This is a genomic window from Streptomyces sp. NBC_00989 (assembly GCF_045162655.1).
Lineage (GTDB): Bacteria > Actinomycetota > Actinomycetes > Streptomycetales > Streptomycetaceae > Streptomyces.
Genome location: NZ_CP108728.1, coordinates 11,903,481 through 11,926,549, shown reverse-complemented (window position 1 = coordinate 11,926,549; position 23,069 = coordinate 11,903,481). Strand labels below are relative to the sequence as shown.

Genomic DNA, 23,069 nt, shown 5'->3' with positions numbered 1-23,069 from the left:
AACTTGACGCAGAGGACCCCTTTCCTGGGCTCCACCCCAGGTCCAGGGCCCTCCATCCGCGACACAGCCAGTGAGCCCGGTCGTCCAGACATCGGCCGGGCTTACTGCTGCCCGGCGCTACGACCCGCTCCCACGTTCTCCGTCAGGAGAAGTGCTGCACCACGAGGTTGGCGAGGCCCGCGAGCACCGGTGACCAGTCGATCAGAAGCTGCCGGGTGAGTCGGCGCCGTCTCCGGCGCTTCTCGGCTGCTTCCTCCTCGTCACCGCCGTCGGCGGGTGTCTTGCCTTCCATGTGGGCCTCCGTGGCGTCCGAGACAGCCCGGCTGATCTGCCGGGCCTTCACCAGGCGGTGAAGTACAAGGCAGGCGCCACAGAGGAACGTCCCCAAGCATAGAGGTGGGGCCGACACACGAGGGCACCGAGGAGCACAACCTGCGGAAGTCCAAAAGCCGCTGAGCCCATGTCAATTAGCGGCTCCACCTGCGACGGAGAAAAGAGACTCGGTGACGCGGGGCGATTTGCAGGGGGTCCCCAAAAGTGGTGCTCGGCCGGTGTCTGGGCCCCTGGGACCATCGAAAATTTCGAGCTCCCCTCCTTGATGTGAACTGTGGTTTCGTCAGGGGCGCCGCGTGCCGGTCGGATCACTGTCCGGGCCGTGCCCGAGCGCCGCCCGGGCCTTGATCACCAGACGTGAAGGCGCCCTTCTTGCTGTCGCGGGATCTGGCCCGGGTCCTTCAGGGGTCGGCAAGAGTTCTGCCACCGCGAACCGCTGCATCAGCTGCCGGGAAACCTGTGTGAAGGGCTGCATGGTGGTGGACGTGCAGACGGGACAGGGCTTGGACCTCGCCGAGAGGACGGTAGTTCCGTCGGGAAGGGTGAAACGCCGGAGCTCCTGCCCGTCGGGGGTGCGCTCGGGATCCGAGTGGAGGTACACCGGGCGGCCGTCCGGAAGAACGACTCCCGAGGCCTGGCGCCGGGCGACGACCGCGGGCCCGAGCCGCCGCTCCTCCGCCCGGTCCCACGCCTGTTCCCACTCGCGCAGCACCAGCCCCTTCGCCCCGCAGGCGATGGCGAACGCCCGGACGAACTGGCGGGTGGGACGGCCGCCCTCCTGGCGGAGGAAGCGCCCGACGGTGGCGTGGGCCAGCACACCGGCGCTGGCGGCCTCCAGCTCGCGGTACGGCCGGGCGCCGTCCTTCTGATAGAGGTCGGCCAGCGCTACGTGCAGTTCCGCGAAGTTGCGCACGTACCGCGGGTGCGGAACGGGCTCCTGGCAGCCGCGGGCGGCCCGGTAGCGGGCACGCTTCCACAGCCGCTCGGCCTCATCGGGGTCGGCGTCGCAGGCCAGGGCGTAGGCCCGGACCGTCTTCAGCTTCGGCATCTGCTCGCCGGCCACGGCCCGGATCAGCGTCGAGGCGCTGCATCCGGACCGTACGGCGAGTTCCCTGTAGTTCAGCCCGGCCCGCTCGCGGTGGTCCCGCAGATAGAGAGCCAGCTTCTCCAACTCCCGCTCGCACGAGGCGATCGGGTTCTCCCGCCGCCCCACCGTCAGCTCGCCGCTTCGACCCGCTTGGCGGAACGCGCCCGGCGGACCAGGCGCAGGCCCGAGTCCGTCGTCTCGGCGAGCAGGACCAGGACGGACAGGGCCGGCATCCCCGCGAGGGCCAGCAGCACGGCCAGGACCAGGACGACCACGACGACGGTCGCCTCCGGAGCGTTCAGCGGCCGGTCGCCGGTCACCACGCAGGTAGCGCGGGCAGTGTGAGACATGGTGTTCTCCCCTTCGGTGTCTGTTCGGGCTCCCCAACTGGCGTCACTGCGCGGGCGGTTGCCGTCGCCCATGCGAGTGACATTCCAACGATGCTGGCGCACCGCACAGACTGCTCATGACCAACTCCCGGACCACGCCGCGTATAGACCCGTCCCCGTCTCACACTGGACATCACGCATCCAGGCCTTCACACGCGCCGAAGCCGCAGGTCGGCGCGGGGGCTCTCTGGACTTTGCGCCGATTCCGTCTCAATCGTGGTTGTGCACTCCTGCGCGTACTGCCGATTCTGGTTGACGCCTCACCGCGCCAAGCGCTGAGGATCCCGTTCCGTTTGTGGGCTCCCCCACGACCTCGGGACATCGTCGTGGGCGGCCGCGTTGCCGCGAGGGCTCCCGCGACCGTCGGCCCGCTTCACCTGCCGACACGACGTGCGAGAGGCCGGCGGTTACCGTCGGCCCCTCGCCGTGTCTCCGGCCAACCCGCCTGGAGCTCGACGGCCCGCTCGGGTATCCGGCACGGTCTGCTCCAACTCCGCAGAGTGGGGCCCCCTCCCCGTTCCAGCAGGCGCCTGAAGAACAGACTCGGGACCCGCGACGTCTCCTTCCCAGAGGGCCACTGCGGCCAGCGGATACCCGGCACACCGTGCCCGGCTCACGCCATGTCCCCCGGCGCCAGGTCCGGGCGCAGCCGGTGCCAGGAGGGATGCCGCAGGTAGCCGGCCCGGGCACGGGAGGCGTATGTGACCTCGCCGACCAGACGCGGCAGTACCCAGTGCGCGCCCTCGATCCGGGGCACCGGGGTGAAGGGGCAGGAGGCGACCGCGGCCGGTGCGGCGGGGGACCTGCGCGCCGAACTCGCCGCGTACGTGACGCGGGCACGCGCCGGTGGTGGGTGCGGGCCGGCTGCTGACGGACGGTGCGGCACGGGGGCTTGTGCGAAACTGCGCGTGGAACTCCGCGAACCCCGCTTCGCGCGACAGCGACAGAGCCCTCCGCGGCCCTGGCAAGACCGGCATCTGGGTGGAGACGGCCCCATGACAGAACCCGAAGGCATAGTCGCCAGGGCTGAAGAGTTGCTCTTGGAGGGCGCTCAGGCCCGGCACGCGGACAGGAACCTGGCCCGGCTGCGAGCGAAGGACCCGGATGCGGCCCGGGTACTGACCGTCGGCTTTGTCGACGCCCTGATGGACTCCGAGCTCTACACGCAGCAGGGCGAGGAGCACCGCCGGTACTACGCGCTCAAGATGGAGTCAGACGAGACGCATCTGTGGGACGAGCTCTTCGCCGGCATGGACGAGATCGAGTAGGGCCTCCCATTTTATGAGCGCCTGCCGGCCTACCCGCCGACGACGTCCCTGGGGCCTGGCACGATGGGCACCATGACGCAGACCCGAAAGGCCGATGGCGCGTAGGCCGCCCGGCGCCATCCGCTCTCAGCGGTGGCCAGCCCGCAGCGACACTCGTCCGATCCGCCAGATTCCCGGCATTTCCCGCCGAACGCTGTCGACCATCCACCGGATCGAAGCCCAGCATCTCGGGCGTGGTGCGGTCGCCAAGGCCCTGCACCAGTACGAGCGCTTCCTCCGCCAATCCGGCAGATACCTCTATCTGCCGTGGGACGAGTGCCCTTGCTGCGACCCGACGGACGCTCGGGACATCCTTGAAGAGGCGCTTCGCCGGCTGCCGCCCGCAGCCCGGGCGGGGCTCGGCAGGATCGTTGCCCCGCTGGATGAGGAGTTCCTCCGTCGAACCCTGCCTGACCCCCGGGCCGCATCAGTCAGTTCGTGGCATGCGGCAGCGTGGTGGCGGCAGAGAATCCGGGAGAGATGACCGCTGCCCTGCTGCCGAACAGCGTCACCCCCGCCGGCTCCAGGACTGGACCGGCACATGCCCCCGCCGACGCAACGGCGCGGCCGTTGTGGCCTGACGGCCGGGGCAACCGGCGGACACCGGGCGTACGTCGTCGCCAGCATCACGCCTGAGTGCTGTCACGGAGGCGAGCTCGCAGCCGCCGCCCGGCGCAGAGTCCCGACCGCGCGGCCAGACGTCCCGGCCGTGCCGCGCGCGTGGCACGGCGGTGCTCCGCGACCGCTGCCCCGACCCAGCGCTGCTCCTCGGCTTTACGCAGCCGCTCCTGTATCCCTGCATGGACGGCTTCCGGGGTGTGGTGGATCGGGTGGATCAAGGCAGACGCTCCGTTCTGGTCCGGACGAGGAGCCGTCGGACACGACGGTCCTGTCGTCACCGGGAGTGTGAGCGGCAGCATCAGGGCGTTGGTGCAGGTGAGAGCCCTCGTCCCGTATGATGGGAGAAACGGGGCGGCCGGTGTCCTTCCGGTAGCGCAGGACGGAATCGCAGCCCCGGGCCCGCCCTCGATGGCCGGGGCGGTTGACCGGGCGAGCCGCCCCTTTCACCAGCATCAGCAGGAATCAGTGGGTGCCGGTCAACCGGCGTGCGGTGCGGGCCCGTTGTACCGGTTCCGCAGGCTGGAGACGGCCCCCATCCGGCACCGTGCTGCCGAGCGCTCCGGTTCCGCGTGGATCTGATGAGCGTGCGTCGGACGCGGCTAGTGCTGTGACCGCATTGGTTCGCCGGGTGGGCTTTCGGAGCGGTTGTATGGGTGGTGACGTCCGCTCCGACCGTTGGAGGTGTGGTGGCCGAGCTTGTGCGGGTGCGCCGACTGACCGATCAGGAGGGGCAGAAACTGCAGCAGATCGTGCGCCGGGGCAGTACCAGCTCGGTGCGCTATCGACGGGCGATGATGCTGCTGGCCTCGGCCGGCGGAAACCGCGTCCCGGTGATCGCCCAGCTCGTCCAGGCCGACGAGGACACCGTCCGCGATGTGATCCACCGCTTCAACGAGATCGGCCTGGCCTGCCTGGACCCTCGATGGGCGGGAGGCCGTCCCCGCCAACTCAGCACTGACGACGAGGACTTCGTCGTCCAGACGGCCACCACCCGCCCGACCAAGCTCGGCCAGCCCTTCACCCGCTGGTCGATCCGCAAACTTGCCGCCTACCTGCGCCGTATACACGGACGCGTCATCCGGATTGGCCGGGAAGCCTTACGGTGTCTGCTCCTGCGCCGCGGCATCACTTTCCAGCGCACCAAGACCTGGAAGGAATCGCCCGACCCCGAACGCGACGCCAAGCTCGACCGGATCGAGCAGGTACTGGACCGCTTCCCGGACCGGGTCTTCGCCTTCGACGAGTTCGGGCCCCTGGGAATCCGGCCCACCGCAGGCTCCTGCTGGGCGAAACAGGGCAAGCCCAACCGGCTCCCGGCGACCTACCGTCGTACGCACGGCGTCACCTACTTCCACGGCTGCTACTCCGTCGGCGACGACACACTCTGGGGCGTCAACCGCCGCCGCAAAGGCACCGTCAACACACTGGCCGCGTTGAAGTCGATCCGCGCCGCCCGGCCCGACGGCGCCCCGATCTACATCATCCTGGACAACCTCTCCGCACACACCAGCGTGGACATCCGCCACTGGGCGAAGAAGAACAAGGTCGAACTGTGCTTCACCCCGACCTACGCCTCCTGGGCCAACCCGATCGAGGCGCACTTCGGCCCACTGCGGCAGTTCACCCTGGCCAACTCCCACCACCGCAGCCACCCCGCGCAGACCCAGGCCCTGCATGCCTATCTGCGCTGGCGCAACGCCAACGCCCGCCACCCCGACGTACTCGCGGCCCAGCGCAGGGAACGCGCCCGCATCCGCGGTGAGAAGGGCATCCGCTGGGGCGGACGCCCCCTCGCCGCCGCAGCCTGACAGTGGCTCAGAAGCCCCGGAAGACACCGTCGTCGTCGACGGCACCGACGAACTCCCCGAAGTCCATGTTCGCGCCCGAGAGGTTGTTCTCGATGCTCCACAGCTCGGCTGCCACCACGCGGACACAACGCCCGCGACCACCCCGCAGGTCCACCACGAGGAGCGGCAGGTCGGCCGAGGTGACAGCCGCGGAGTCCGCCAGGACAAGCAGGGGATGCCGGTACGCGGGATGGATCAGGTCAATGGCCTGCTCAGGCGTCACGCCCTCGTACCTCCGGTCATCGACGAGCGCGACGTTGGCCAAGAAGCCGTCCTTGCTGGGCGAATACAACGCCGCCCGCAGAGCATCCCAGGCACCGTCCGCCGAGAAGTCAGTGCGCACAACAAGGGCTTCCAAAGTGCTGGGGAGCTGCTTCATGCGCGGACAGTACCGCCAAGCCGGTGAACCATTCCGGTCACAGCACTAGTAGGACTCCGTTAGGTCTGCCTGGATCTTGGCTTTGAGTATGAACCGCTGGGCAGGGGTTGGTGGCAGGTGGTGCAGGTCCCGGTCCAGCACCTCAGGGTGTCTTGGAGAGCGTCGAGGATCTGGTAGAGGGTGAAGCTGGTTCCGGTGCTTTTGGGGCGAGGCGCCGCTCGGTGAGGAATGCCTGTGCAGCCGTCACGAGGGTGACGTGGTGATGCCAGCCCGGCCAGGAACGGCCTTCGAAGTGGTCCAGGCCCAGGCCGTGTTTGAGCTCTCGGTAGTCGTGCTCGATGCGCCAGCGGACCTTGGCCAGGCGGACCAGATCGGCGATCGGAGTGTCGGGCGGGAGGTTGGAGAGCCAGTATTCGCTCGGTGCTTCGGCGCCGACGGGCCATTCGGCCAGCAGCCAGCAGTCGGGCAAAACCCCGTCCCACCAGCCCTGCTCGGCCGAGGCCGCTGCTTTGATCGGGCGTTCGACCGCCTTGCCGGCCGGACGTACGCGCACGGCCGCGAAGCGGGAACGCAATTCCCCTTTCGCTCCCTGGCGCCAGGTGACCGGGACGAATGCCTCTTGCCCCAGGCCCGTGGCAAGGGCTGCAACTGACGGGGCCTTCTGGCGGTAGCGCGGCTGGGGCCAGCAGCCGACATCTCCTTTGCGGTCCGGGGCCACGGGTTCCGCGTCGAACGGGTGGGCGCTCACATCCGACCGGATGGACAGGACATAGGTGAGTCCTCGCTCCGACAGGGCGGCCCGCAGGTGTGCGTTGGTGCCGTAGGCGGCATCGGCCACCACCGCCGGCGGGGTCATCCCCCAGTCCGCGAGACTGTCGAGCATGTCCAGGGCCAGACGCCACTTCTCCCGGTGCGTGACCTCGGGCGGAATCAGGGTCCTTGTGCGGCGGTGGCTGTCCGCAGCCCAATCCTCGGGCAGGAACAGCCTCCACTGCAAAGGGCACGAGGCAGTGTTACTGGCAGCGTGGACGCTGACCGCGACCTGGCAGTTCGCGCGTTTGCCCAGGGCTCCGCAGTACTGCGGAGCCACACCGACCGACATCCGGCCGTCCTTGGGCATCGACACATCGTCGATCACCCAGGCCACCGGGTCGACCAGCGGCAGCAGCCGTTCGTTGACCCGCCGCTGAACAGGCACCGGATCCCAGGTCGACTGATTCACGAACTGCTGCAGGTTCTGCTCGTTGCCGTCCGGCAGCCGCGCAGCCATCGCCTGGATCGATTTGCGGCGGCCGTCCAGCATGAGTCCCCGCAGGTAGCAGTCGCCCTTGGCCCGCTGATCCTTCCGCGGCACCGAAGCGAACACATCGGCCACGAACAACGCCAACGTCGCTCGAACACGCCTCACTTCATGTAAGTCCACATACTTAACATGCTCTTGATCAGCGCAAACAGAAAGACCTAACGGAGTCCTACTAGTGCTGGGTTCCTCTTTGGCTGGGTATAAGTCCTGGTGGCGGGGTAGTTGACGGTGCTCGGGGGCGGGTGCTGGACGATGGTTTTACGGGCACGACCGGGGCTTGACGAGGACGAACGGGCCGTCGTTCGCCGGTTATCGCGGGCGCGGAAGGCTCCGCGCGATGCCGTGATGCGGGCCCGGATGATCGAGCTGAGCTGGTCGGGGCTACGGGTGCCGGCGATCGCCGGGGCACTGGACTGCAGCCCCAAAACGGTCCGGTGCTGGCTGCACCGCTTCAACCGCTCGGGCCTGCGGGGGCTGGATGATCTGGGCGGGCAGGGCCGCAAGCGGCGGATCACCGAGGAGGAACGCTCCAAGATCATCGCCCTGGTCAAGACCGTCCCGCCGGGGCGGCTGAGGTGGGAGCCGGTCGGGGAGCTGTGGGCCTTTGACGAGTCCGGGCCACCCGAGTGGACCCTGGATTCCCTGGCCGCGGCGGCACGGGCCGAAGGGATCGAGGTGGGCCGCTCGCAGGTCCGCCGCATCCTGCTCGCCGAGGGCGTGCGCTGGCGCCGTACCCGGTCCTGGACGCGTTCAAAGGACCCGGACTTCGTCCCAAAAGGACACGGATCATCGGCCTCTACACCCACCCGCCCGACGACGCGACGGTGATCTGCGCCGACGAGCTGGGGCCAGTGATCCCGCGGACCTTCCCGCCCGCACCCGCCTGGTCACCCGACGGACACCGGATCAAAGCGGAACTCGACTACAGCCGCGGACCCGAGAAAACCTGGGTCTACGGGGCCTTACGCGTCCGCGACGGCCAGCAGATCACCATGGCCGCTTCCTCCCGCAACAGCGTCTTCTACCAGCAGTTCCTGCAACAGATCGAAGACGCCAACCCGACCGGCGAGGTCTGGATCGTCACCGACAACCTGTCCAGTCACAACAGCCTGTCCACCCGGACCTGGCTCGAGGACCATCCCCGCATCCACCACGCCTTCATTCCCGTCGGCGCGTGCTGGCTCAACCTGCAGGAAGGCTGGTGGCGCATCTTCCGCAAAGCCGCCCTCGCCGGCCGCTCATTCGCCAACCGCGACGACATCGAATACGCCACCACCCTTGCGACCAGCCAGCTCAACTCCCGTGCCAAACCCTGGGTCTGGGGCAGACCCGCACCGCCAACCCGCCGACTACGGCGCCGATATGTGTACACCGTTTGAGGAACCCAGCACTAGGTGCCCCCGGAGCAGAGGAGGCGCCGTGCTGGGTACGGCTCAGGCGATGGTGGCCGACCACCCCCTACGCGAGAGCGTGGCCGCCCCGTCGGGGGTGATGGTCACCGTGGCGCCCCGTACAGGGAGGTCGCCGTCTATGACGAGCCAGGTGCGGATGCGGTCCAGTTCGTCCCACAGCCGCCGAGGTCCGCCCTGGTGCACGGTCGGGAGGTCCCGACGCCCCGCAGCCGTGGCGCGGGCCCACGACCCGTCCGCGTGGAGCATGTAGACGGTGCGGATGCCGTCGTCCGCCGTGTGCCGGCGGTGGTCGATGCCGGGGACGAGGACTGCGAGGGTGGAGCGTACGTCCCAGGTGTCCGGCACGTACATCAGCGGATAGAGGCCGGTGGTGATGCTCTCGCCCTCGGCGTGCTGGGCGCTCTGCCACACCGGCGGGTTCTCGGGGAAGGTGTCGTCGTAGTCCTCGCCGTGGCGCGCGTTCATGAACCCGGCCGCCTCCGGTGCGACGTGCCCGACGGCGCCGCCCTCGGGGGTCTTGTCGGCGACGACGACCAGCCCGGTGTCGGCGAGGGCGGTGACCAGCCGCCCGCCGGGGGCGAGCGCCGTCAGCCAGGAGGCGGGCACGGTGGGCACGGAGACGGTGGAGACGATCCGGTCGTAGGCACCTTCGGGCAGGGGCCCGGTCAGGTCGCAGACCTCGACCCGGGGGTGGTGGCCGGCGGCTGCCAGCCGTTCCCGCGCCGCCTTCACCAGGTACGGGTCGACGTCCACACTCGTCACCCGCTCTGCGCCGAGACGGACACAGGCCAGCGCGGTGCCGTAGCCGCTGCCGGTGGTCACCAGGAGGCGGGAGGCGTCGGTGACGAATGCCGCCCGGTACATCATCACAAGCAGTGCGGGCAGCGTGGAGGACGAGGTGGAACGCCGGTCCCGTCCCCGGGGGAGAGTCTGGCCCCTCTGGGCGTGGTCGGCGTGGTGGGTGCCGACACGGGTGACGAGCGTGGTGTCGGCGTAGGTGTCCCGCAGCCATGTGTCGGTGTCGCCGCCGCCGCGCAGCTCCCACAGGTCTTCGCCGTCGGTGCTGGTGGTCCTGGTCCACCAGCGGGGCACGAAAAGGTGTCTCGGTGTGGTGGCCAGCGCCTGGTACCAGCGTGACTCGCGCCGGATCACGGTCTCGGCGGCGAGCCCTCGCGCTGCTGACTCCCAGTCCATCGGGGGTGTCCTTTCAGCCTGCGGTGCTCGGGATGACCCCGTCGTCGGCGGGGCCACAGGTTCCGCCGCCGCCCTTGCTGTCGTCGTTGGGGCCGCAGTCGGGGGTGCACGGGTCGTGGCGGCCGGCCGGGATGCTCGCGGCGGCCTGCCGCCACCGCGCCGAGGTGAACACCCGCTCCAGCGCCGTGCCTTGGACCTGCCCAGCCGGCAGGAACCGGCCCAGCACGCAGGGGGCCACGCTACCGTCCGAAAGGATCGCGGCGATGCCGTTGGCGCACCGGCCGCACAGTGCGGACGTGGACGGCAAGCCACCGCCGGTGAGGGCATTGCCGACTTCTCGCACTGGGTCGGTGTGCACGTTCGTGATGCCGAGCGCCGCCAGGTCCGCGCGGGCCTGGCCGACGCGCTGTCCGTCGAGGACGTCGACGATTCCCACCCGCACGGGAATGCCGCGCCGGTGCGCCTCGACGATGTTCTTGCGGGTCGCGGCGTGGGAGCCCCTGCGGCCGGTGACCTGGTCGTGTCCCTCGTCGGTGTCGGCATAGTAGGAGGTCGCGAGGCTGATGCCGGGCCGGGTGAAGAGGCTCCAGTGGTCGGGGCGCACGCGGTACAGATTCGAGTACACCTCGGCCCTGAGCCCTTCCGCGAGGGCGTGTTCCACGAGTTCGGCGAAGCCGGGGTGGAGCGTGGGCTCCCCGCCGATGAGCTGAACCGACCTGACGCCGAGCGCGGCGGCCTCGCTGATGGCCCGGCGCCAGTCATCGACGGTCATGACACCGTGCCCCTGTGCCGGGCCCGCTGCGGCGTAGCAGTGCGAAGAGCAGGAGAGTTGGCAGCGGCGGGTGATCTCCAGCTGAAGAACCCGAGGAATGAGGGGGGTTGTCGTTGTCGGGGCTTCGGGTGCGATCGTCACGTGTGTTCCCTCCGGTTGTGTTCCACAGTGGGGTGGGCCGGCCGCACCAGTCGGGAAGGGCGCACATCTGGTTCGTCGGCTCCTGCGTCCGGGCCCTGGTGCATCACCGCAGCAGCCGCGCTGTAGGAGTCTGCCCAAGGTCCCGCCCGAACGCCGGGTACAGCGTGGTGCTCACGGCGGGCACCGCCTTCGTGGACGCCACGGTCGGCGGGCGGTCGCGGACGGTCTCAGCAACGTGACGAGGCCAAAGCGGGAAGTCACGGGTATTCACCCCGGGTTGAGGGCGTCGTGGTCGGCGACGATCCATTCCGTACCGCCGCCCTCGGGGCGCAGGAAGACCGCGCAGACGGTGACGCTCCGGGTGACGGGGTCTTCCCACTCGCCGATGAACTGCACGATGCCCCGCCGGCCCTGGCCGTCGACCGCGACGGAGCCTTCGTGCAGCCAGTCGGGCAGGTGGCGGTGGGAGACGGGCCGGTGCCCGGTGTGCATGACGCGGCCTCCATCGGTCGGGCTCACGCAAGGGTGAACTGTGCCGCACCCGCCGCGGAGGGGCATCTTGAGGGGCATCATGTGCCCATGCCGATCGGACAGTTGATCCGCGATCTGCGCACCCTCGAACGGTGGACACAGGCCCAGCTCGCCGAGCGATTAGCCATCGCCGCAGGTGACCCCACCGGTGCTCCGGGCCGGGACGCCGTCAAACGGTGGGAGAGCGGGAAGGTCATCCCCGGAAGGCACTGGATCGGGCACCTGTCGGGTGTGCTGGACGTCCCTGCCGGGCTGCTGGCAGCGGAGGCTACGCTCGACCGTGTGAACCGACGAGCCTTTCTGGGACTGTCCGCCCTGGCCGTCACACACGGCCCACTCGCTGCCGAGATGGCGGCCAGCATCGCCGGACGCGACCCGGGACCCCTCGCCCGCGTGCAGACGACGCACGGCGCGGACATCGTCACCGCGTCGCTGGCGGACAAGGCGTCCACCACGCACCTGCGCCGGTGGATGGCGGACGGCGACGTACCGATCCTGCGGGTCAACGCCGCGGGCATCCTCGCCAAGATCCCCGGCCAGGGCCAGGCCGACCATGTCGCCCGCACTCTGGCCCACGACGAGGAGGTCCGTCACCTCTACCTGACGGCCGTCACTTCCCGCGTCTGCGCCGTCGACTGGACCACCGCGGGCCAGATCGCCTCCCAGCCCACCGCCTACGCGCACCGCGCGGACTTCCTCGCCACCCGTTTCGTCGGAGAGGCTCTCAACCCCCGTGACTCTGGCGCCCGCTGGTGTGCCTCGGTCATGCTGCGGGAGCTGAGCCCCATGATCGGACGGAGTCCCGCGTGATGATCGTCTTTGAAGTCCCCGAGGGTGACCTCGTCGCCGAGCTGAACCGCCAGGCCGCCGAGGCCGGCATCACCGACGCGGCGATCGTCTCCCTGATCGGAGGCGTCGACTCCTTCACCGTCTCGACCATGCCCAAAGGCGACGCACTCACGGACACCATCACCAAGTACGACCTACCCGGCGAGATGACCGGCGGCGGCGAGATCCGCAGCGGTCTTGTCCATCTTCACGTCGTGATGGGCGTCGAAGGTGACCGTGCCATCGCCGGACACCTCCACGAAGCTCTGATCGCCACCCACTTCGCCCGCGCCTACGTCATCCCCGCCGGCTGACTGAACTCACGGCTTGCACCGCCCGGTTCTCACCGGACCCAAACGCCCCTCACCGCAGGGTCCTCCCGGAACGACCTGGCCTGTGCAGCACCCGCCCAGCGGCGACGCGTTCCCTGCGACGACGGCCGGGCAAGGACATGACCAACGACGGGACGGCTCCCCCGGGCGCACGCGCCTCCCCTCCGGGACCGCCGCGGGCCGAGGCCCGCTCTGGCCCGCATTCCGGACGGGCGCGGCCTCGCGCGCCGCGCCCCTGCCCAAGGCCGACGGCCGTGCCCGTCCGGGCTGGTCAGGATGTCTGCTCGTCGCGGACGCTGACGTGACCGGCCCGGCATTCGCGCACCGCGTGGGCCAGCGTCCGGACCGCGGCCTGTGTCCGTTTCGTATCCCGGCCATGGTCGATGGCTTCCAGCGCCTCGGCGGCCGTCACCCGCACCGAAAGCGGCAGGTCGTCATAGGCGGCGAGCTGGTAGGCGATGGCACGCCGGGCCTGGCGCTCCGTGAGGCTCGCTCCCTCGGGAGTCAGCGGGAAGACCGTGGCCTCGTACAGCGTGATGGCCCGCAGGACAGCATCCGCGGTGGCTTCCGTCTTCCCGTCGCCCACCACGATGCGCTCCAGGAGGGTCTTCGTCCGCAGACGGCACAGGGAAATCGTGACCCGCACGCACAGGAGCACTGTGCCCATGCCCGCGGCGATCCCCCCGACCGAGCCCCACCCGCCACCCAGCAGACGCCCGGCCCAGCTCCCGGCAGCGCCCGCGCACAGGAGCAGCAGCGCCAACGCCGCGTACAGGCGGGTGCTGGGCGCAACTCTCATGCCCAGGAGTATGCCCGCCCTGCCCGTGCCGCGACCCCTGATCCGGCACGGCCCGGTCCGGCTCCGGCCCGTGGTGCCGGAGCGAACCCGCCGGTGTCCGGCCCGCCCGGGGCCCTTGGGAACAGGGCGTTGCTTCAGCCGCCGAAATGCCCCTCGGCGGCTGAAGCCGGGAGCGTCCGGGCGGGCGGCGCCGGTGTATACGGCGCTCTGCAGGACGTCGTAGAGCGAGGACAGGTCCGGCTGGAGTAGGTGGCGATCAGGTCGCGGACCGGCCGGAGAGCGCCCACCAACCTACGAAAAAGGCGGCGGGCTGGAACGCGGCGGCCACGTGCGTCAGCTCGTCCGGGGCGTCCGCAGTGGTCACTGGGAGTTGTACGCCTTGACACTCACCGCCGGGCCGTTGGAGTACCTGGCCACTGCGCGGGCTGCGGCGCCGGTGACCTCGACCACCGCACTGCCGTGGGCGGGGACGCGGACCAGTCCGCCGACCGGGGTGTCGGAGATCGCTTGCTGGGTGTCACCCGCAGCCGGCTGGTCGTAGACGAGGTAGGAGACCCGCACGGAGACCGGAAAGGCGTCAGGGTTCTGTACCCGGACGGAGGAGAAGCGCGAAAACTTGCTGACGACGTGTCCGGCAGCGTCCAGCGGCTCGGCCGTCAGGGGATGAATGTTGGCCCTGGTCTTCGCGGCAGCGAGGTGGGCCACGGTGACCCGCACGTCGTACACCTCGTGCTCGCCGGGGCCGGAGAATCGCAGGATGTCCAGGCTCCACCCGTAGGGAACCACCAGACGGCCGCTGTCGCTGCCATAGACGGTCCTGACCCGTACTCCGGGCAGCGGGTGGTGGTGGCGGTCGAGCGCGGTGAACTCCAGGTCCGGGACAACCGAGTGGGGTTCCGCGTTCTTGATCTCCAGGGTCTGGTCGATGTAGTTGTCGCCGCTGTGCCGGTGATAGGCGAACGTCAGCACGTTCTTCTCCGGCACCGCGGACGATCCAGCCGTGCTCCCCGAACCTGGCGCATGGACACCACCAACGTTGTGCGCCCCGCTGTTCGCGGAACCGCACCCCGCGAGCAACGCCGCCGCCAGCCCCGCCAAGACCCCCGCCACAGCCTGTCTTCGGCCCACCCTGGTCCTCCTCAACTCGTGCCTGTCCGCGCCGTGTTCAACGCAGCATCGTCGGAGCCTAACGAACCGGGCCCGGGCGGCCCACCAGGGGATCCGGGCTGATCGGAGCGTGCGCGCCGGCGACGGACGGACCGGGCGCGCGCCCCGCCGCCGCCGTCCTCCAGCAGCACCCGGGACTCGCGGGCCGCCCGGGCGGCGTCGCATCCCGGCCACGGCGCGACGGCCCGCACCGCGGTGTGTGCCCCGGCCGCTACGACGGGACCCGCGACGTCTCCTTCCCGGAGGGCCACTGCGGCCAGCGGATACCGGCACACGGAGCCCGGCTCACGCCATGTCCCCCGGTGCCAGGTCCGGGCGCAGCCGGTGCCAGGAGGGATGACGCAGGTAGCCGGCCCGGGTACGGGAGGCGTAGGTGACCTCGCCGACCAGGCGCGGCAATACCCAGTGCGCGCCCGCGATCCGGGGCACCGGGGTGAAGGGGCAGGAGGCGACCGCGGCGACGGACAACAGACCGGCCAGAGCTGCCCGTTCACGCTCGCTCCACCCGGTGCCGACGCTGCCGATATAGCGCAGCCGGCCTTCCGTCCGCTCCCCGAGCAGGAGCGCCCCGGGCAGGCCTGTCAGACGGCCCCGCCCCGGCACCCACCCTCCGATGACCGTGTCGGTGGTGAGCAGGTTCCTGATCTTGATCCACGACCGGGAGCGCACCCCCGGCTCATACCGCGAGGCCAGGAGCTTGCACACGATCCCTTCCAGCCCCGAGGCCCGGGTCAGGTCGAGCGCCTCCGCGCTGCGTCCGACCGCCGCGCCCGGCACCGACCAGCGCGGCCCGTTAAGTCCCAGCGAGCGCAGTACCTGCCGTCGCTCCGCATACGGCTGTGCCAGCAGGCTCTGCCCGCCGAGGAACATCACGTCGAACAGGACCAGGTGCGCCGGGGTCAGCTCTGCGGCCCGCTCGACAGCCCGGACCGGCGCCCTGGTGAGCCCCATCCGGGACTGCAGCCGCTCGAAATCCGCCCGTCCCTGTTCATCAAGTGCGACGATCTCGCCGTCGAGGACCGCCGGCGTCCCCCCGAGCGCGCCACCCACATCTCGCAGTTCCGGGTACGCAGAGGTGATGACCTCGCCGGACCGGGAGCGCACCTGGACCGTGCCGTCCCCCGGCAGATACACGACCGCCCGCTGGCCGTCCTGCTTGGTCTCCACCGCCCACCGGTCGTCGCCACCGGGCAGCGGCAGCCGACCCGGTGTCGCGAGCATGGGCGTGATCCGTGGCAGGGCGGCCATGGCCGAACCCTTCACCGCCCGCAGCACCAGACACACGCGGGCGGACGAGATTTCCATCGTACGCGGGCGCGCTGGACAGCCACCCGGCCCACAGCGCGGGCCGCCGGGCCCGGTCTGTGCGACGAGGCCGCCCGTCCCGGGACCGTCTCCTGGTGCCGTGACCGCATACGTTCACCGGGTTGGCGATCAGTGGTGCGAGGGGACGAGCTTCTAGAGTGAGGCGTCACAGCTCAGCTGTGGGTGGGAGAGGCGTATGGCGAAGGCTGAGGTTTCAGGGCCCGTGTCGGACTGGGAGCGTGCGCCGGAGTACCAGGGAGGGAAGCGAAACCCGGCCCTCCAGGCCAGCATGTGGGAGTACGCGACGAGCTCCTTCCGGCTCGCTGCCGGCCTGTCGCCGTCGCTGGACGTTCTGGCCGCTCGGCTGCGATTGACCATCGAGCGGGGCTGGGAAGACCTGGGTGCGGTGGATGCGGCGATGTTCCGCATCCAGAAGATCGACTTCGCACTCAGCCGGTTGGAAGGCAGCACCCATCCTGATGTCTTCGTCTGGGTCGGCCGTGCCCACGCGGACGTCGACATGGCGCTCGGTATCCTGCTCGATGCTCTCGGCATCGGCGAGGAAGCCCTCACCTTCCGCGGCGACGTCGAAACCGGCTTCGTTGACCTGCGGAGCGAGCCCCAGGCATGAGACCTGAACTCACGCAGCTTCACCGATGGGGGTGTCCGCCCCCATCGGGTGCCTTTCTGCGATCGGATCGGATGTCGCCTCGCATCCAACCGCTGGAACCGTCCACCCGGTGAACCTTCCCGTTCGAAGCACTACTGAACTTGAATGGGTGATGTCGGGGGACGGCGAGCGTGGTGGTACCCCGAACCGCTCCGCGTAAGGCTGTCGCGTCAAGATGACCGCATGACCGAGAGCGAAGCGGATCTGCTGGCGTTGCTGCGCGAGCTCGATGATCCGGAGTGGCTGGAGTGGCCGCAGCACTACAACCGTGGCGAGACCGCGGCCCTGTTCAGCGGTCTGGTGAGCCGGCTCGAAGGTGACTTCGCAGCTCGGTGCACGGCTGAGCAGGACACTCAGGACTCCAGCGAGTACGGACGTGTCGTCGTGCCTGCGGACGCGACCGTATGCGGAACCCGGATCGTGGTCTGTGTGAGCAAGTTCGGCTCATTGGCTCTGGTCTGCGCGGACAACCCGGGCGCCTTCTTCGGGACGGAGGATGCCCAGGCTGAGGGCGAACTGGACCGCGTTGACCTTGCCAAGGTGAATCGAGCGTTGGTCGAGCTCGGCTACGTGGTGGTCGCCGAGGAAGTGTTGGAGCGCGATTACGACGGGCCGAGCCGCCTGCCCTCGCACGTTCAGCGGCCCAGCTGGTGGCATCGCTTCTTCGGCATCTCCTGACGATCACGACCACAGGGTCAGGCCGGTGCCCGCCAGGCAGCCGTCAATCACCTCCGGTTGGTACTGCAACATCTTGAGCTTGCGCTTCACAGCGCGGGTGACCTGGCCGAGGTCTGCGGCGGCAAGGTTGCCGATGGAGGCCGGGCAGGCGGACCTGTTCCGGCGGGCCCACGCCGGGGACACGTTCTGGTGCGGGCAGTGGCTGGGCGGCTGCCGAGGGCGTCTGACGATCAAGACCTACGCGGACCGTGTCGCCCACTTCGCCCATGTCCCGGGCCCTGGGCGCGTTGTGTGCCGCCGGGCGTCGGTAGGTATCTCCGGCGCCGACCACCTCTACATCAAGCAGCAAATCCTCGCGTGGCTGGCCGGCCAGGACATCACCGCCGCCGCGCGCCTGCCCGAAGACCAACCGCCCGGCTCCGAGGTGGTGTTCGAGCCGGCCGAGCACGGCTGCCTGCGGGTCCTGCTGGACCAGGATGCCGCGCTGCCGGCGTCCCAGGACGGTATCCAGCTGCTCCTGGGCCCGCAGGTCGCGCACGATCCGCACCGTCTCGTCCTGGACGGCTACGTGCTGCGCATCCGCTGCGACACCGACAGCCACCTGCGCCGCGTCATGATCGGAACCCAACTTCACGGCCGCACCGAGTGGTTCGGCCTGGACGAATGCCGTCTCAGGCCGTGGGGGCTGTCCACGCCCGCGGTCGAGGAGGTCCGCCGCCTGCGCGGCAGCAGCCGCCCCCTCGCCTCCTTCCCGCGCCGCGCCGCACCGGCCCCGCCCGGCGCCGTGGTCCGGCCGGTGGCAGCGCCCCAGGCGCCGGACGACCGCCAGGCCGCGTTCGACGCGCTGCGCACGGCCGTCGAGGGCGAGCACTCCACCAGCGAACTGCGCCATCACCTCACCCATGCGGAGGCCGCCGCCCACGGCGGCGCGAGCGCCGAGGAGAACGCCCTGCTGCGCGACGCCGCCGACCTGCTGCTGCGCCGGGACCGCGGTGTGGGCGTCAGCGCCCCGCCCCCTGACCCGCCAGGGCGTGGTCGTCTCGTCCGCGCCGAGCGCGGCGGGAAGAGCACCGCGGGGCGGGCGGCCGAGGCGGTCGCCGATCTCCTGGACGTCCTCGACCGGCGCCGCGGCCACCTGGGTCCCGGCGAGCAGGAACGCCTGGTGACCCGGCTGCAGGACCAGGCGCGGGCGGCCGAGCCCTGGCTGACGCGCGTTCAGCGCAGGCAGATCACCGCCTGGACGAAACGCACCCGGCCGGCCGCACTGCCCGTGGCCGAGGTGTCCGTTGCTCCGACCGCCGTCGTGGAGGAGGCACCCGCGCAGAGCGCGGCCCCGCGGGAGCGCCGTCGCGACGCCCCGCGCCGTCCCGCCCCTGCCGGCGTCGACGCGGTGGCGGACGCCGCGCGCGACGTCCTCGAACACACCGCCCGGCTCCAGGCCACCATCCCCTGGGACCGGCTGTGTGCGCAGGTCAAGGGGCTGCGCGAGCTGAGCGAGGAGGAGCAGCGCCGGGCCCTTGAGTCCGCGTCCGCCCGCTCCCGTTCCACCCGGCCGCTCACCGCCCTGATCACCACCGGCAGCGGGACGCCGCACCCGCACTACAGACACCCGGCCACGCCGGGCGACGGCCCGGCCGCCCGGAGGGCCTGGCAGCAGACCGTGGCCGACGTCCATGCCTCCTACCGGCCCAGCACTCCCCCGCCCGGGGCCCGGCCTGCCGGATGAGACGGCCGGTCCGGTTCACCGGCGTCGCGCGCAGGCCGGTGCGCAGTCAGGATCTCGCGGCGCCGGCGATCAGGGCCACGAGCGGGTCGGCGGCAAGGCGCTGACGCGCCTGGAGGAGCTGTGCCCGGACGGCACTAGGGGTGAAAAGGAAGTCCAGACCGCCTCTGTGCGGTTTTCAGATTAATAGGCACGACATCTTTCGTTTTCGTCTTGTCCTGACGTACGGTCAGGCCTCCCGAGCGGGCCCGCCGTTCCCTCCCCCGGAGCGGCGGGTCCTGGGACGTGCCTAAACGGGCGCTCCTCCCCCACCCACCCGGAACGGGCAGGTGCGGGCCCAGTCGCGACGCCCGCATCCGTCAGCGGCCCCGAGCCCCGGTCGAGGAGAGACAGGCCGCTCCGGTCACGCCTGGTACACGGGGGTTGACGTGAGGTGTGGGTGGGTCTTGGGTAGAGGCTCTCGGTTTACACAAGGGGGCGCCTTATGAACCAGATTGTGCGATCCCGGACCCTTCCCGTCTGCTCACGCTGCCACGCCGACGAACTCATGACCGTGGCGGACATGCCCAAGAACGACGCCGACGGCCGGCGTATCCGGCTGGAGCTGTGCAAGGTCTGCGACGCGGACAAACCCGCGGCCTCCGCGGTCATCGGCTTCTTCGCCTCAGGCGGCGGCCACGATCTCAGCCGGGCAGAGGAAGGCAGCCGGCTGATGATCGAGTGGACCAGGGAAGGCATGGCCGCCTACGGCTGGTACTGGAGCGAGACCTCCCACAGCCATGGCTGAGCTGCCCGCACACACGGCGGCGTGCGAACGGGCCGTGACCACGGCAGGGACGGCGTCGTTGAAGCCCCGGAACGTATTTCTCTTCCCCGCGGAACTACGTCAGCGCGAGCCCCCGGCGGTTGGGCCCCGGGGGCTCGCTGCCGCGTTGATGAGGATGTTGAAAACGGCCGGGTACGCTCATCGCGCCACTCGATCCGGTGGTCAACACAGCGGGAAGTTCCAGCGAGCGCCGGGCGCCGTGCCGACTGGTAGTCCCCCGCTCGTGGAGTGCGCGAGATGAACCCCCGGCAGACGCCGTGTCATGTGCCGTGCTGCCTCGTGAGGACTCTTCCAGAGGGCGGGGGGGCGGGCTTCACGCCGGGCGATCGGCCGTTCCCAGAACGACGAGTTCGGTGCTGCCCAACACCTCCGCGACCGCCTGCGGCGCGCCGCGCATGTGGTGGTGGTCCCACTGCGCGCGGCGAATCATCTCGTCCGGATGACCGAGCGCACGCAGCACGTCCCAGTGCAGGGCCTGGGCCCAGACGTACCCCGGCCCGCCGTCGACGTCCATGTCCTCCGCGTCGATCGGGGTGTTCGCGAGCGCGGAGGCCAAACGGTGGCTGTCCACGGGGCCGGTGGCGAAGTCCAGGAACGCAGCAGGATCCGCACCCAACGGTGCATCGTCGGCGCTCCCATCGTCCCGGCCCGGCCAGGAGTCGTAGCGGTGGGCACGATCTCCGTCCCGCCAGACCTCCAACTCCAGTCGGTCACCGTCGTACTGGAAGGCCGCCAGCACCGCGACGCCCAACTCCGCACTGATCGGCCCGGCGAGCGCGAAGACACCATTGCCGTCGACGAACCGGTTCGGATGGACAAGGCAGAAACGCGGCCCGGCGGGAGTCGCGTAGCCGTCCGTGCAGACCTCGCGCAGGACAGGGGCCGCCTGTCCGAGCGGCACAGGAATCAAGATCGTGCCGTACGTGGTCACGGCCTCACCTCCTGGGACGCGGTGACCCTATGCGGCGGTCACGCTGCCCGCCAAACGAAATACGCCCTCAGAAGTGCGCCTCGCGCCCGGCTGGCGGCCTTCCGCTGAGGGAGGTCCGTCAAGCAGGTTTGGGGGGACCCCGGAGCAGGAGATGGCCGTTCTCGAGATTCTGGCCGCAGTTCCGTGAAGGATCTTGGGGTGGCCTGACCTAACAGCGGGGGCGAGCAAAAAACTCGGCCCTACTCCTCCGCGCGACTACTGTGCTGCTGGTAGATCGTTCACCGATTTGAGGGCTGAGTTGTGCTGACCACTTCGCACCCGCCGTAGGTACCTCTGGAGAGCCCAGAGGGCCCTACGGAGGCTCTCGATGTCCAGGACTGTTCGCACGACTCCCTGGCGACTCCGCGTCCGAGACGGCGCATCGGAGTCCATGTCCCTGTACGACCTGCGCTACACACACGCTGAATTGGCCCAAGCCGCCCGCGAAGGCCGTCGCCCTGCTCCAACGAAGACGCTGCGCCGGATCACCTCCTGGCAGTCGATGGTGCTCTACTGCAGAAAGGGCTCATTCTCCGCCGAGATCGCTACGGCTGAAGGTCGCGCCCGGCTCCAGGGTCGACTCGAAGCCCAGCGGATCCGCGGACTGCACCACGCCGGCCACGACCTTGACGACGTAGATATCCCTCCGGTCCGCCACCGTCACGGTGAGCTCTGGCATGCGTGGTAGACACGAAGCACCCAGGACTGACCGGCACGTGCGAGGCAGGGGTACCTACGGCGGGTCGAACAAAGGGCTTGCGCCCTCCGCCCGTTCACCGGCAGCCCGGCCAGGCCGCGCTCGTACGACGAATGCACCCTCGTTGCCTGTGAGTTGCACCCCGGACAACGTGGTGGCGGCCCGCACGCGACCGCCTCGACGACCAGCCCCTCCGCGGCCTTGGTGACGCGCGTCAACCGCACATCGAACCCGGCGAACAGAACATCAGCGAGCGATTCGACCCCCATCAACGTGAGCTTCAGCCACACCAAGCAACCAGATTCACGATGTGAGTGCAGGTCAGGGCGACCGACGGCGCGGATGACACCGCCGGCCCGGGCACGGCACAGCGAGAAGGCCGCGGTCTGTCACGCGCTGGGGACGGCCGTCCGCCGACAGAGGCCGCCAGCCTGGCCGAAGAGGCGCAGCAGGGTGTCCAGGACATCGGCGAACTCGTCGACGCGGCGCGAGAGTTCGATGTATTCGTCCGTGGGCATGTGCGTCCGGGCGGCGGCCTCGGACGCGGCCCCGGTGGGAGCGGGGAGAGGGTCGGCGACGAAGGTTCCCCGGCCGGGCCTTGTGTGGACGAGGCCTTCGTCGCGCAGGATCCGCACGGCGGACCGGGCGGTCATGTCGGCGATGCCGTAGTCCTCTCCCAGGATGCGGGAGGGCGGGATCTGGTCACCGGGAGCCAGCCGCCCGGCGAGGATCTGGCGCCGCAGGTCGTCGGCCAGGAGGCGGTAGGGAGGCCGGTCCGAGGAGTGCGGCAGACGCCGTGTCGGAGTCCTGCGGGCAGCCCGTGCGCGTGGACTGCCGGGCGCCGCCGCGGCGTTGCTCACGACGGGTCCGCGCCCGGGGCGGGGCGCCGGGGGGCGCGGTGGATCAGGCTGCTGACCAGTTCGATCTGCTCGGCGCCGTAGGCGGTGGTCACGCCCGAGGGCTTGTAGCCGGAGGCCGGGGCGAGTTCGCGCAGCGGGTAGCGGCCCGAGGGGTGGAACTCCCGGGCGTAGGCCAGGAGCAGGCGGACGCGGCGGTCGGCCGCCTCCCTCTGCGCCCGGGCCTCCTCCAGGGCCAGGATCAGGGGATCGGCATCGAGGCCCAGGGCGGCGGCCTCCAGGTTGGAGGCGTACTCCGAGCGCTCGCGCTCGGCCTCCTCGCAGGCGTCGGGGAAGGCCTCCTGCGGAGTCACACTCCCCGGCTCGGGCAACGGGCAGAGCACGGTGGCGAGTTCATCAATCAGCAGCATTTTTCGATTATCGTAAAGATTTACGATAATCGCAAGACCTTGGGGCGGCCCCGCCCTTCCCCGGCGCCGGCCCGCGCGTTCCGTCACCGGCGGGAGGCCGAGCCGCGACGGCGCCATGCCTCGGCGGCCGACGGCCGGTTCCGGCGGGCCGGCCTCGCTCCGGTGACCGGTCCCTCGGCACCCCTGACGCCCCGTCCGCGATGCGGTCGCGGCCCCCAACTGCCGTGGGCGCGGCTACGGTTGACGGTGCGGACGCGGCATCGGCGGACACCGGCAGGAACAGCCGCGCGCCACAGGGCCGGATGCGGCACATCGGCCGCGGCCCGGACGGGCTCTCCGCACCCCTCACTAAAAGATCTTGAAAGATCCGTTCCCCGGTCCGGGTCCTCCGCGCGATGAAGAGGGTGGACGGCACGGAGAACGAGGAACGGGGCAGTAACCGCGATGCAGGAGTTGGCAGTGTGTGAGGAGGTGTCCAGGCCGAGTGTGCT

The 23,069-nt window shown here is 70.2% G+C and carries 26 protein-coding genes and 1 pseudogene; 10 read left to right on the top strand and 17 right to left on the bottom strand.

The window, feature by feature from the left end:
• Positions 1-142: 142 nt before the first annotated feature.
• The 4 genes and pseudogenes from OG714_RS54055 to OG714_RS54040 form a co-directional block, all read right to left on the bottom strand.
• Complete coding sequence (locus OG714_RS54055) at positions 143-292, bottom strand: hypothetical protein (protein WP_406117637.1); 150 nt, start codon at positions 290-292, stop codon at positions 143-145.
• A gap of 324 nt (positions 293-616) precedes the next feature.
• Positions 617-1,546 carry a helix-turn-helix domain-containing protein gene (locus OG714_RS54050; RefSeq protein ID WP_406117638.1) on the bottom strand — a complete coding sequence of 310 codons (930 nt, stop codon included), beginning with the start codon at positions 1,544-1,546 and terminating at the stop codon, positions 617-619.
• 2 nt (positions 1,547-1,548) lie between these two features.
• Complete coding sequence (locus OG714_RS54045; RefSeq protein ID WP_406117640.1) at positions 1,549-1,770, bottom strand: hypothetical protein; 222 nt, start codon at positions 1,768-1,770, stop codon at positions 1,549-1,551.
• A 652-nt stretch (positions 1,771-2,422) separates the two neighbouring features.
• Positions 2,423-2,596 (bottom strand): annotated as a pseudogene (locus tag OG714_RS54040) (ATP-dependent DNA ligase); the annotation flags it as partial.
• Between the two features lie 208 nt (positions 2,597-2,804).
• On the opposite strand from OG714_RS54040, the gene OG714_RS54035 reads away from it, so the two are divergent.
• Together OG714_RS54035 and OG714_RS54030 are read left to right on the top strand one after the other, a co-directional pair.
• Positions 2,805-3,077: a hypothetical protein gene (locus tag OG714_RS54035; protein ID WP_406117641.1), complete on the top strand. Its 273-nt coding sequence runs from the start codon at positions 2,805-2,807 to the stop codon at positions 3,075-3,077.
• A 1,346-nt stretch (positions 3,078-4,423) separates the two neighbouring features.
• Complete coding sequence (locus tag OG714_RS54030; RefSeq protein WP_406131666.1) at positions 4,424-5,545, top strand: IS630 family transposase; 1,122 nt, start codon at positions 4,424-4,426, stop codon at positions 5,543-5,545.
• Between the two features lie 7 nt (positions 5,546-5,552).
• Here OG714_RS54030 and OG714_RS54025 read toward each other — a convergent pair whose 3' ends face one another.
• On the bottom strand, positions 5,553-5,963 hold the full coding sequence (locus OG714_RS54025) for a DUF6924 domain-containing protein (RefSeq protein ID WP_406117642.1): 411 nt from the start codon (positions 5,961-5,963) through the stop codon (positions 5,553-5,555).
• Positions 5,964-6,105: 142 nt separating this feature from the next.
• Positions 6,106-7,386, bottom strand: a complete 1,281-nt coding sequence (locus OG714_RS54020; protein ID WP_406117644.1) for an IS701 family transposase — start codon at positions 7,384-7,386, stop codon at positions 6,106-6,108.
• 225 nt (positions 7,387-7,611) lie between these two features.
• On the opposite strand from OG714_RS54020, the gene OG714_RS54015 reads away from it, so the two are divergent.
• Together OG714_RS54015 and OG714_RS54010 are read left to right on the top strand one after the other, a co-directional pair.
• Positions 7,612-8,094 carry a transposase gene (locus OG714_RS54015; RefSeq protein WP_406117645.1) on the top strand — a complete coding sequence of 161 codons (483 nt, stop codon included), beginning with the start codon at positions 7,612-7,614 and terminating at the stop codon, positions 8,092-8,094.
• Entirely contained in the window at positions 8,091-8,645 is a 555-nt protein-coding gene (locus tag OG714_RS54010) for a transposase (protein ID WP_406117647.1), read from the top strand. The genes OG714_RS54015 and OG714_RS54010 overlap by 4 nt, the downstream gene beginning before the upstream one ends.
• Before the next feature lie 54 nt (positions 8,646-8,699).
• Here the strand turns inward: OG714_RS54010 and OG714_RS54005 are convergent, their stop codons facing one another.
• The 3 genes from OG714_RS54005 to OG714_RS53995 form a co-directional block, all read right to left on the bottom strand.
• Positions 8,700-9,872 carry a methyltransferase domain-containing protein gene (locus OG714_RS54005; RefSeq protein WP_406117649.1) on the bottom strand — a complete coding sequence of 391 codons (1,173 nt, stop codon included), beginning with the start codon at positions 9,870-9,872 and terminating at the stop codon, positions 8,700-8,702.
• A 13-nt stretch (positions 9,873-9,885) separates the two neighbouring features.
• Positions 9,886-10,785, bottom strand: a complete 900-nt coding sequence (locus OG714_RS54000; protein WP_406117650.1) for a radical SAM protein — start codon at positions 10,783-10,785, stop codon at positions 9,886-9,888.
• A 267-nt stretch (positions 10,786-11,052) separates the two neighbouring features.
• Entirely contained in the window at positions 11,053-11,277 is a 225-nt protein-coding gene (locus tag OG714_RS53995) for a hypothetical protein (protein WP_406117651.1), read from the bottom strand.
• 87 nt (positions 11,278-11,364) lie between these two features.
• Between OG714_RS53995 and OG714_RS53990 the strand changes: the two genes are divergently transcribed.
• Positions 11,365-12,126, top strand: a complete 762-nt coding sequence (locus tag OG714_RS53990) for a helix-turn-helix domain-containing protein (protein ID WP_406117653.1) — start codon at positions 11,365-11,367, stop codon at positions 12,124-12,126.
• Positions 12,126-12,458: a PCC domain-containing protein gene (locus tag OG714_RS53985; protein WP_406117654.1), complete on the top strand. Its 333-nt coding sequence runs from the start codon at positions 12,126-12,128 to the stop codon at positions 12,456-12,458. Before OG714_RS53990 ends, OG714_RS53985 begins: the two co-directional genes overlap by 1 nt.
• A 289-nt stretch (positions 12,459-12,747) precedes the next feature.
• On the opposite strand, the gene OG714_RS53980 is transcribed toward OG714_RS53985, so the two are convergent.
• The 3 genes from OG714_RS53980 to OG714_RS53970 form a co-directional block, all read right to left on the bottom strand.
• Positions 12,748-13,275 (bottom strand): hypothetical protein, encoded by a 528-nt coding sequence (locus OG714_RS53980; protein WP_406117656.1) that lies wholly within the window; start codon positions 13,273-13,275, stop codon positions 12,748-12,750.
• Between the two features lie 360 nt (positions 13,276-13,635).
• Positions 13,636-14,259 carry a hypothetical protein gene (locus tag OG714_RS53975; RefSeq protein ID WP_406117657.1) on the bottom strand — a complete coding sequence of 208 codons (624 nt, stop codon included), beginning with the start codon at positions 14,257-14,259 and terminating at the stop codon, positions 13,636-13,638.
• Between the two features lie 468 nt (positions 14,260-14,727).
• Complete coding sequence (locus tag OG714_RS53970; RefSeq protein ID WP_406131667.1) at positions 14,728-15,690, bottom strand: ATP-dependent DNA ligase; 963 nt, start codon at positions 15,688-15,690, stop codon at positions 14,728-14,730.
• Between the two features lie 253 nt (positions 15,691-15,943).
• Between OG714_RS53970 and OG714_RS53965 the strand changes: the two genes are divergently transcribed.
• From OG714_RS53965 to OG714_RS53950, 4 genes are all read left to right on the top strand, one after another.
• Positions 15,944-16,378, top strand: a complete 435-nt coding sequence (locus tag OG714_RS53965) for a hypothetical protein (RefSeq protein WP_406117659.1) — start codon at positions 15,944-15,946, stop codon at positions 16,376-16,378.
• A gap of 222 nt (positions 16,379-16,600) precedes the next feature.
• On the top strand, positions 16,601-17,095 hold the full coding sequence (locus OG714_RS53960; RefSeq protein ID WP_406117660.1) for a hypothetical protein: 495 nt from the start codon (positions 16,601-16,603) through the stop codon (positions 17,093-17,095).
• Positions 17,096-17,228: 133 nt separating this feature from the next.
• Entirely contained in the window at positions 17,229-18,821 is a 1,593-nt protein-coding gene (locus OG714_RS53955) for a hypothetical protein (RefSeq protein ID WP_406117661.1), read from the top strand.
• A gap of 481 nt (positions 18,822-19,302) precedes the next feature.
• Entirely contained in the window at positions 19,303-19,605 is a 303-nt protein-coding gene (locus OG714_RS53950; RefSeq protein ID WP_406117662.1) for a DUF6300 family protein, read from the top strand.
• A gap of 352 nt (positions 19,606-19,957) precedes the next feature.
• Here OG714_RS53950 and OG714_RS53945 read toward each other — a convergent pair whose 3' ends face one another.
• From OG714_RS53945 to OG714_RS53925, 5 genes are all read right to left on the bottom strand, one after another.
• A complete protein-coding gene (locus tag OG714_RS53945) occupies positions 19,958-20,575 on the bottom strand; it encodes a hypothetical protein (protein WP_406117664.1) in 618 nt (205 codons plus the stop codon).
• 565 nt (positions 20,576-21,140) lie between these two features.
• A complete protein-coding gene (locus OG714_RS53940; protein WP_352113987.1) occupies positions 21,141-21,293 on the bottom strand; it encodes a hypothetical protein in 153 nt (50 codons plus the stop codon).
• Positions 21,275-21,580 carry a transposase family protein gene (locus OG714_RS53935; RefSeq protein ID WP_406131668.1) on the bottom strand — a complete coding sequence of 102 codons (306 nt, stop codon included), beginning with the start codon at positions 21,578-21,580 and terminating at the stop codon, positions 21,275-21,277. The genes OG714_RS53940 and OG714_RS53935 overlap by 19 nt, the downstream gene beginning before the upstream one ends.
• 120 nt (positions 21,581-21,700) lie before the next feature.
• Complete coding sequence (locus OG714_RS53930) at positions 21,701-22,171, bottom strand: GntR family transcriptional regulator (RefSeq protein ID WP_406117665.1); 471 nt, start codon at positions 22,169-22,171, stop codon at positions 21,701-21,703.
• The gene (locus OG714_RS53925; RefSeq protein ID WP_406117667.1) at positions 22,168-22,578 is read right to left on the bottom strand and encodes a hypothetical protein; all 411 of its coding nucleotides are present in this window, start codon (positions 22,576-22,578) and stop codon (positions 22,168-22,170) included. The genes OG714_RS53930 and OG714_RS53925 overlap by 4 nt, the downstream gene beginning before the upstream one ends.
• Positions 22,579-23,069 lie beyond the last annotated feature (491 nt).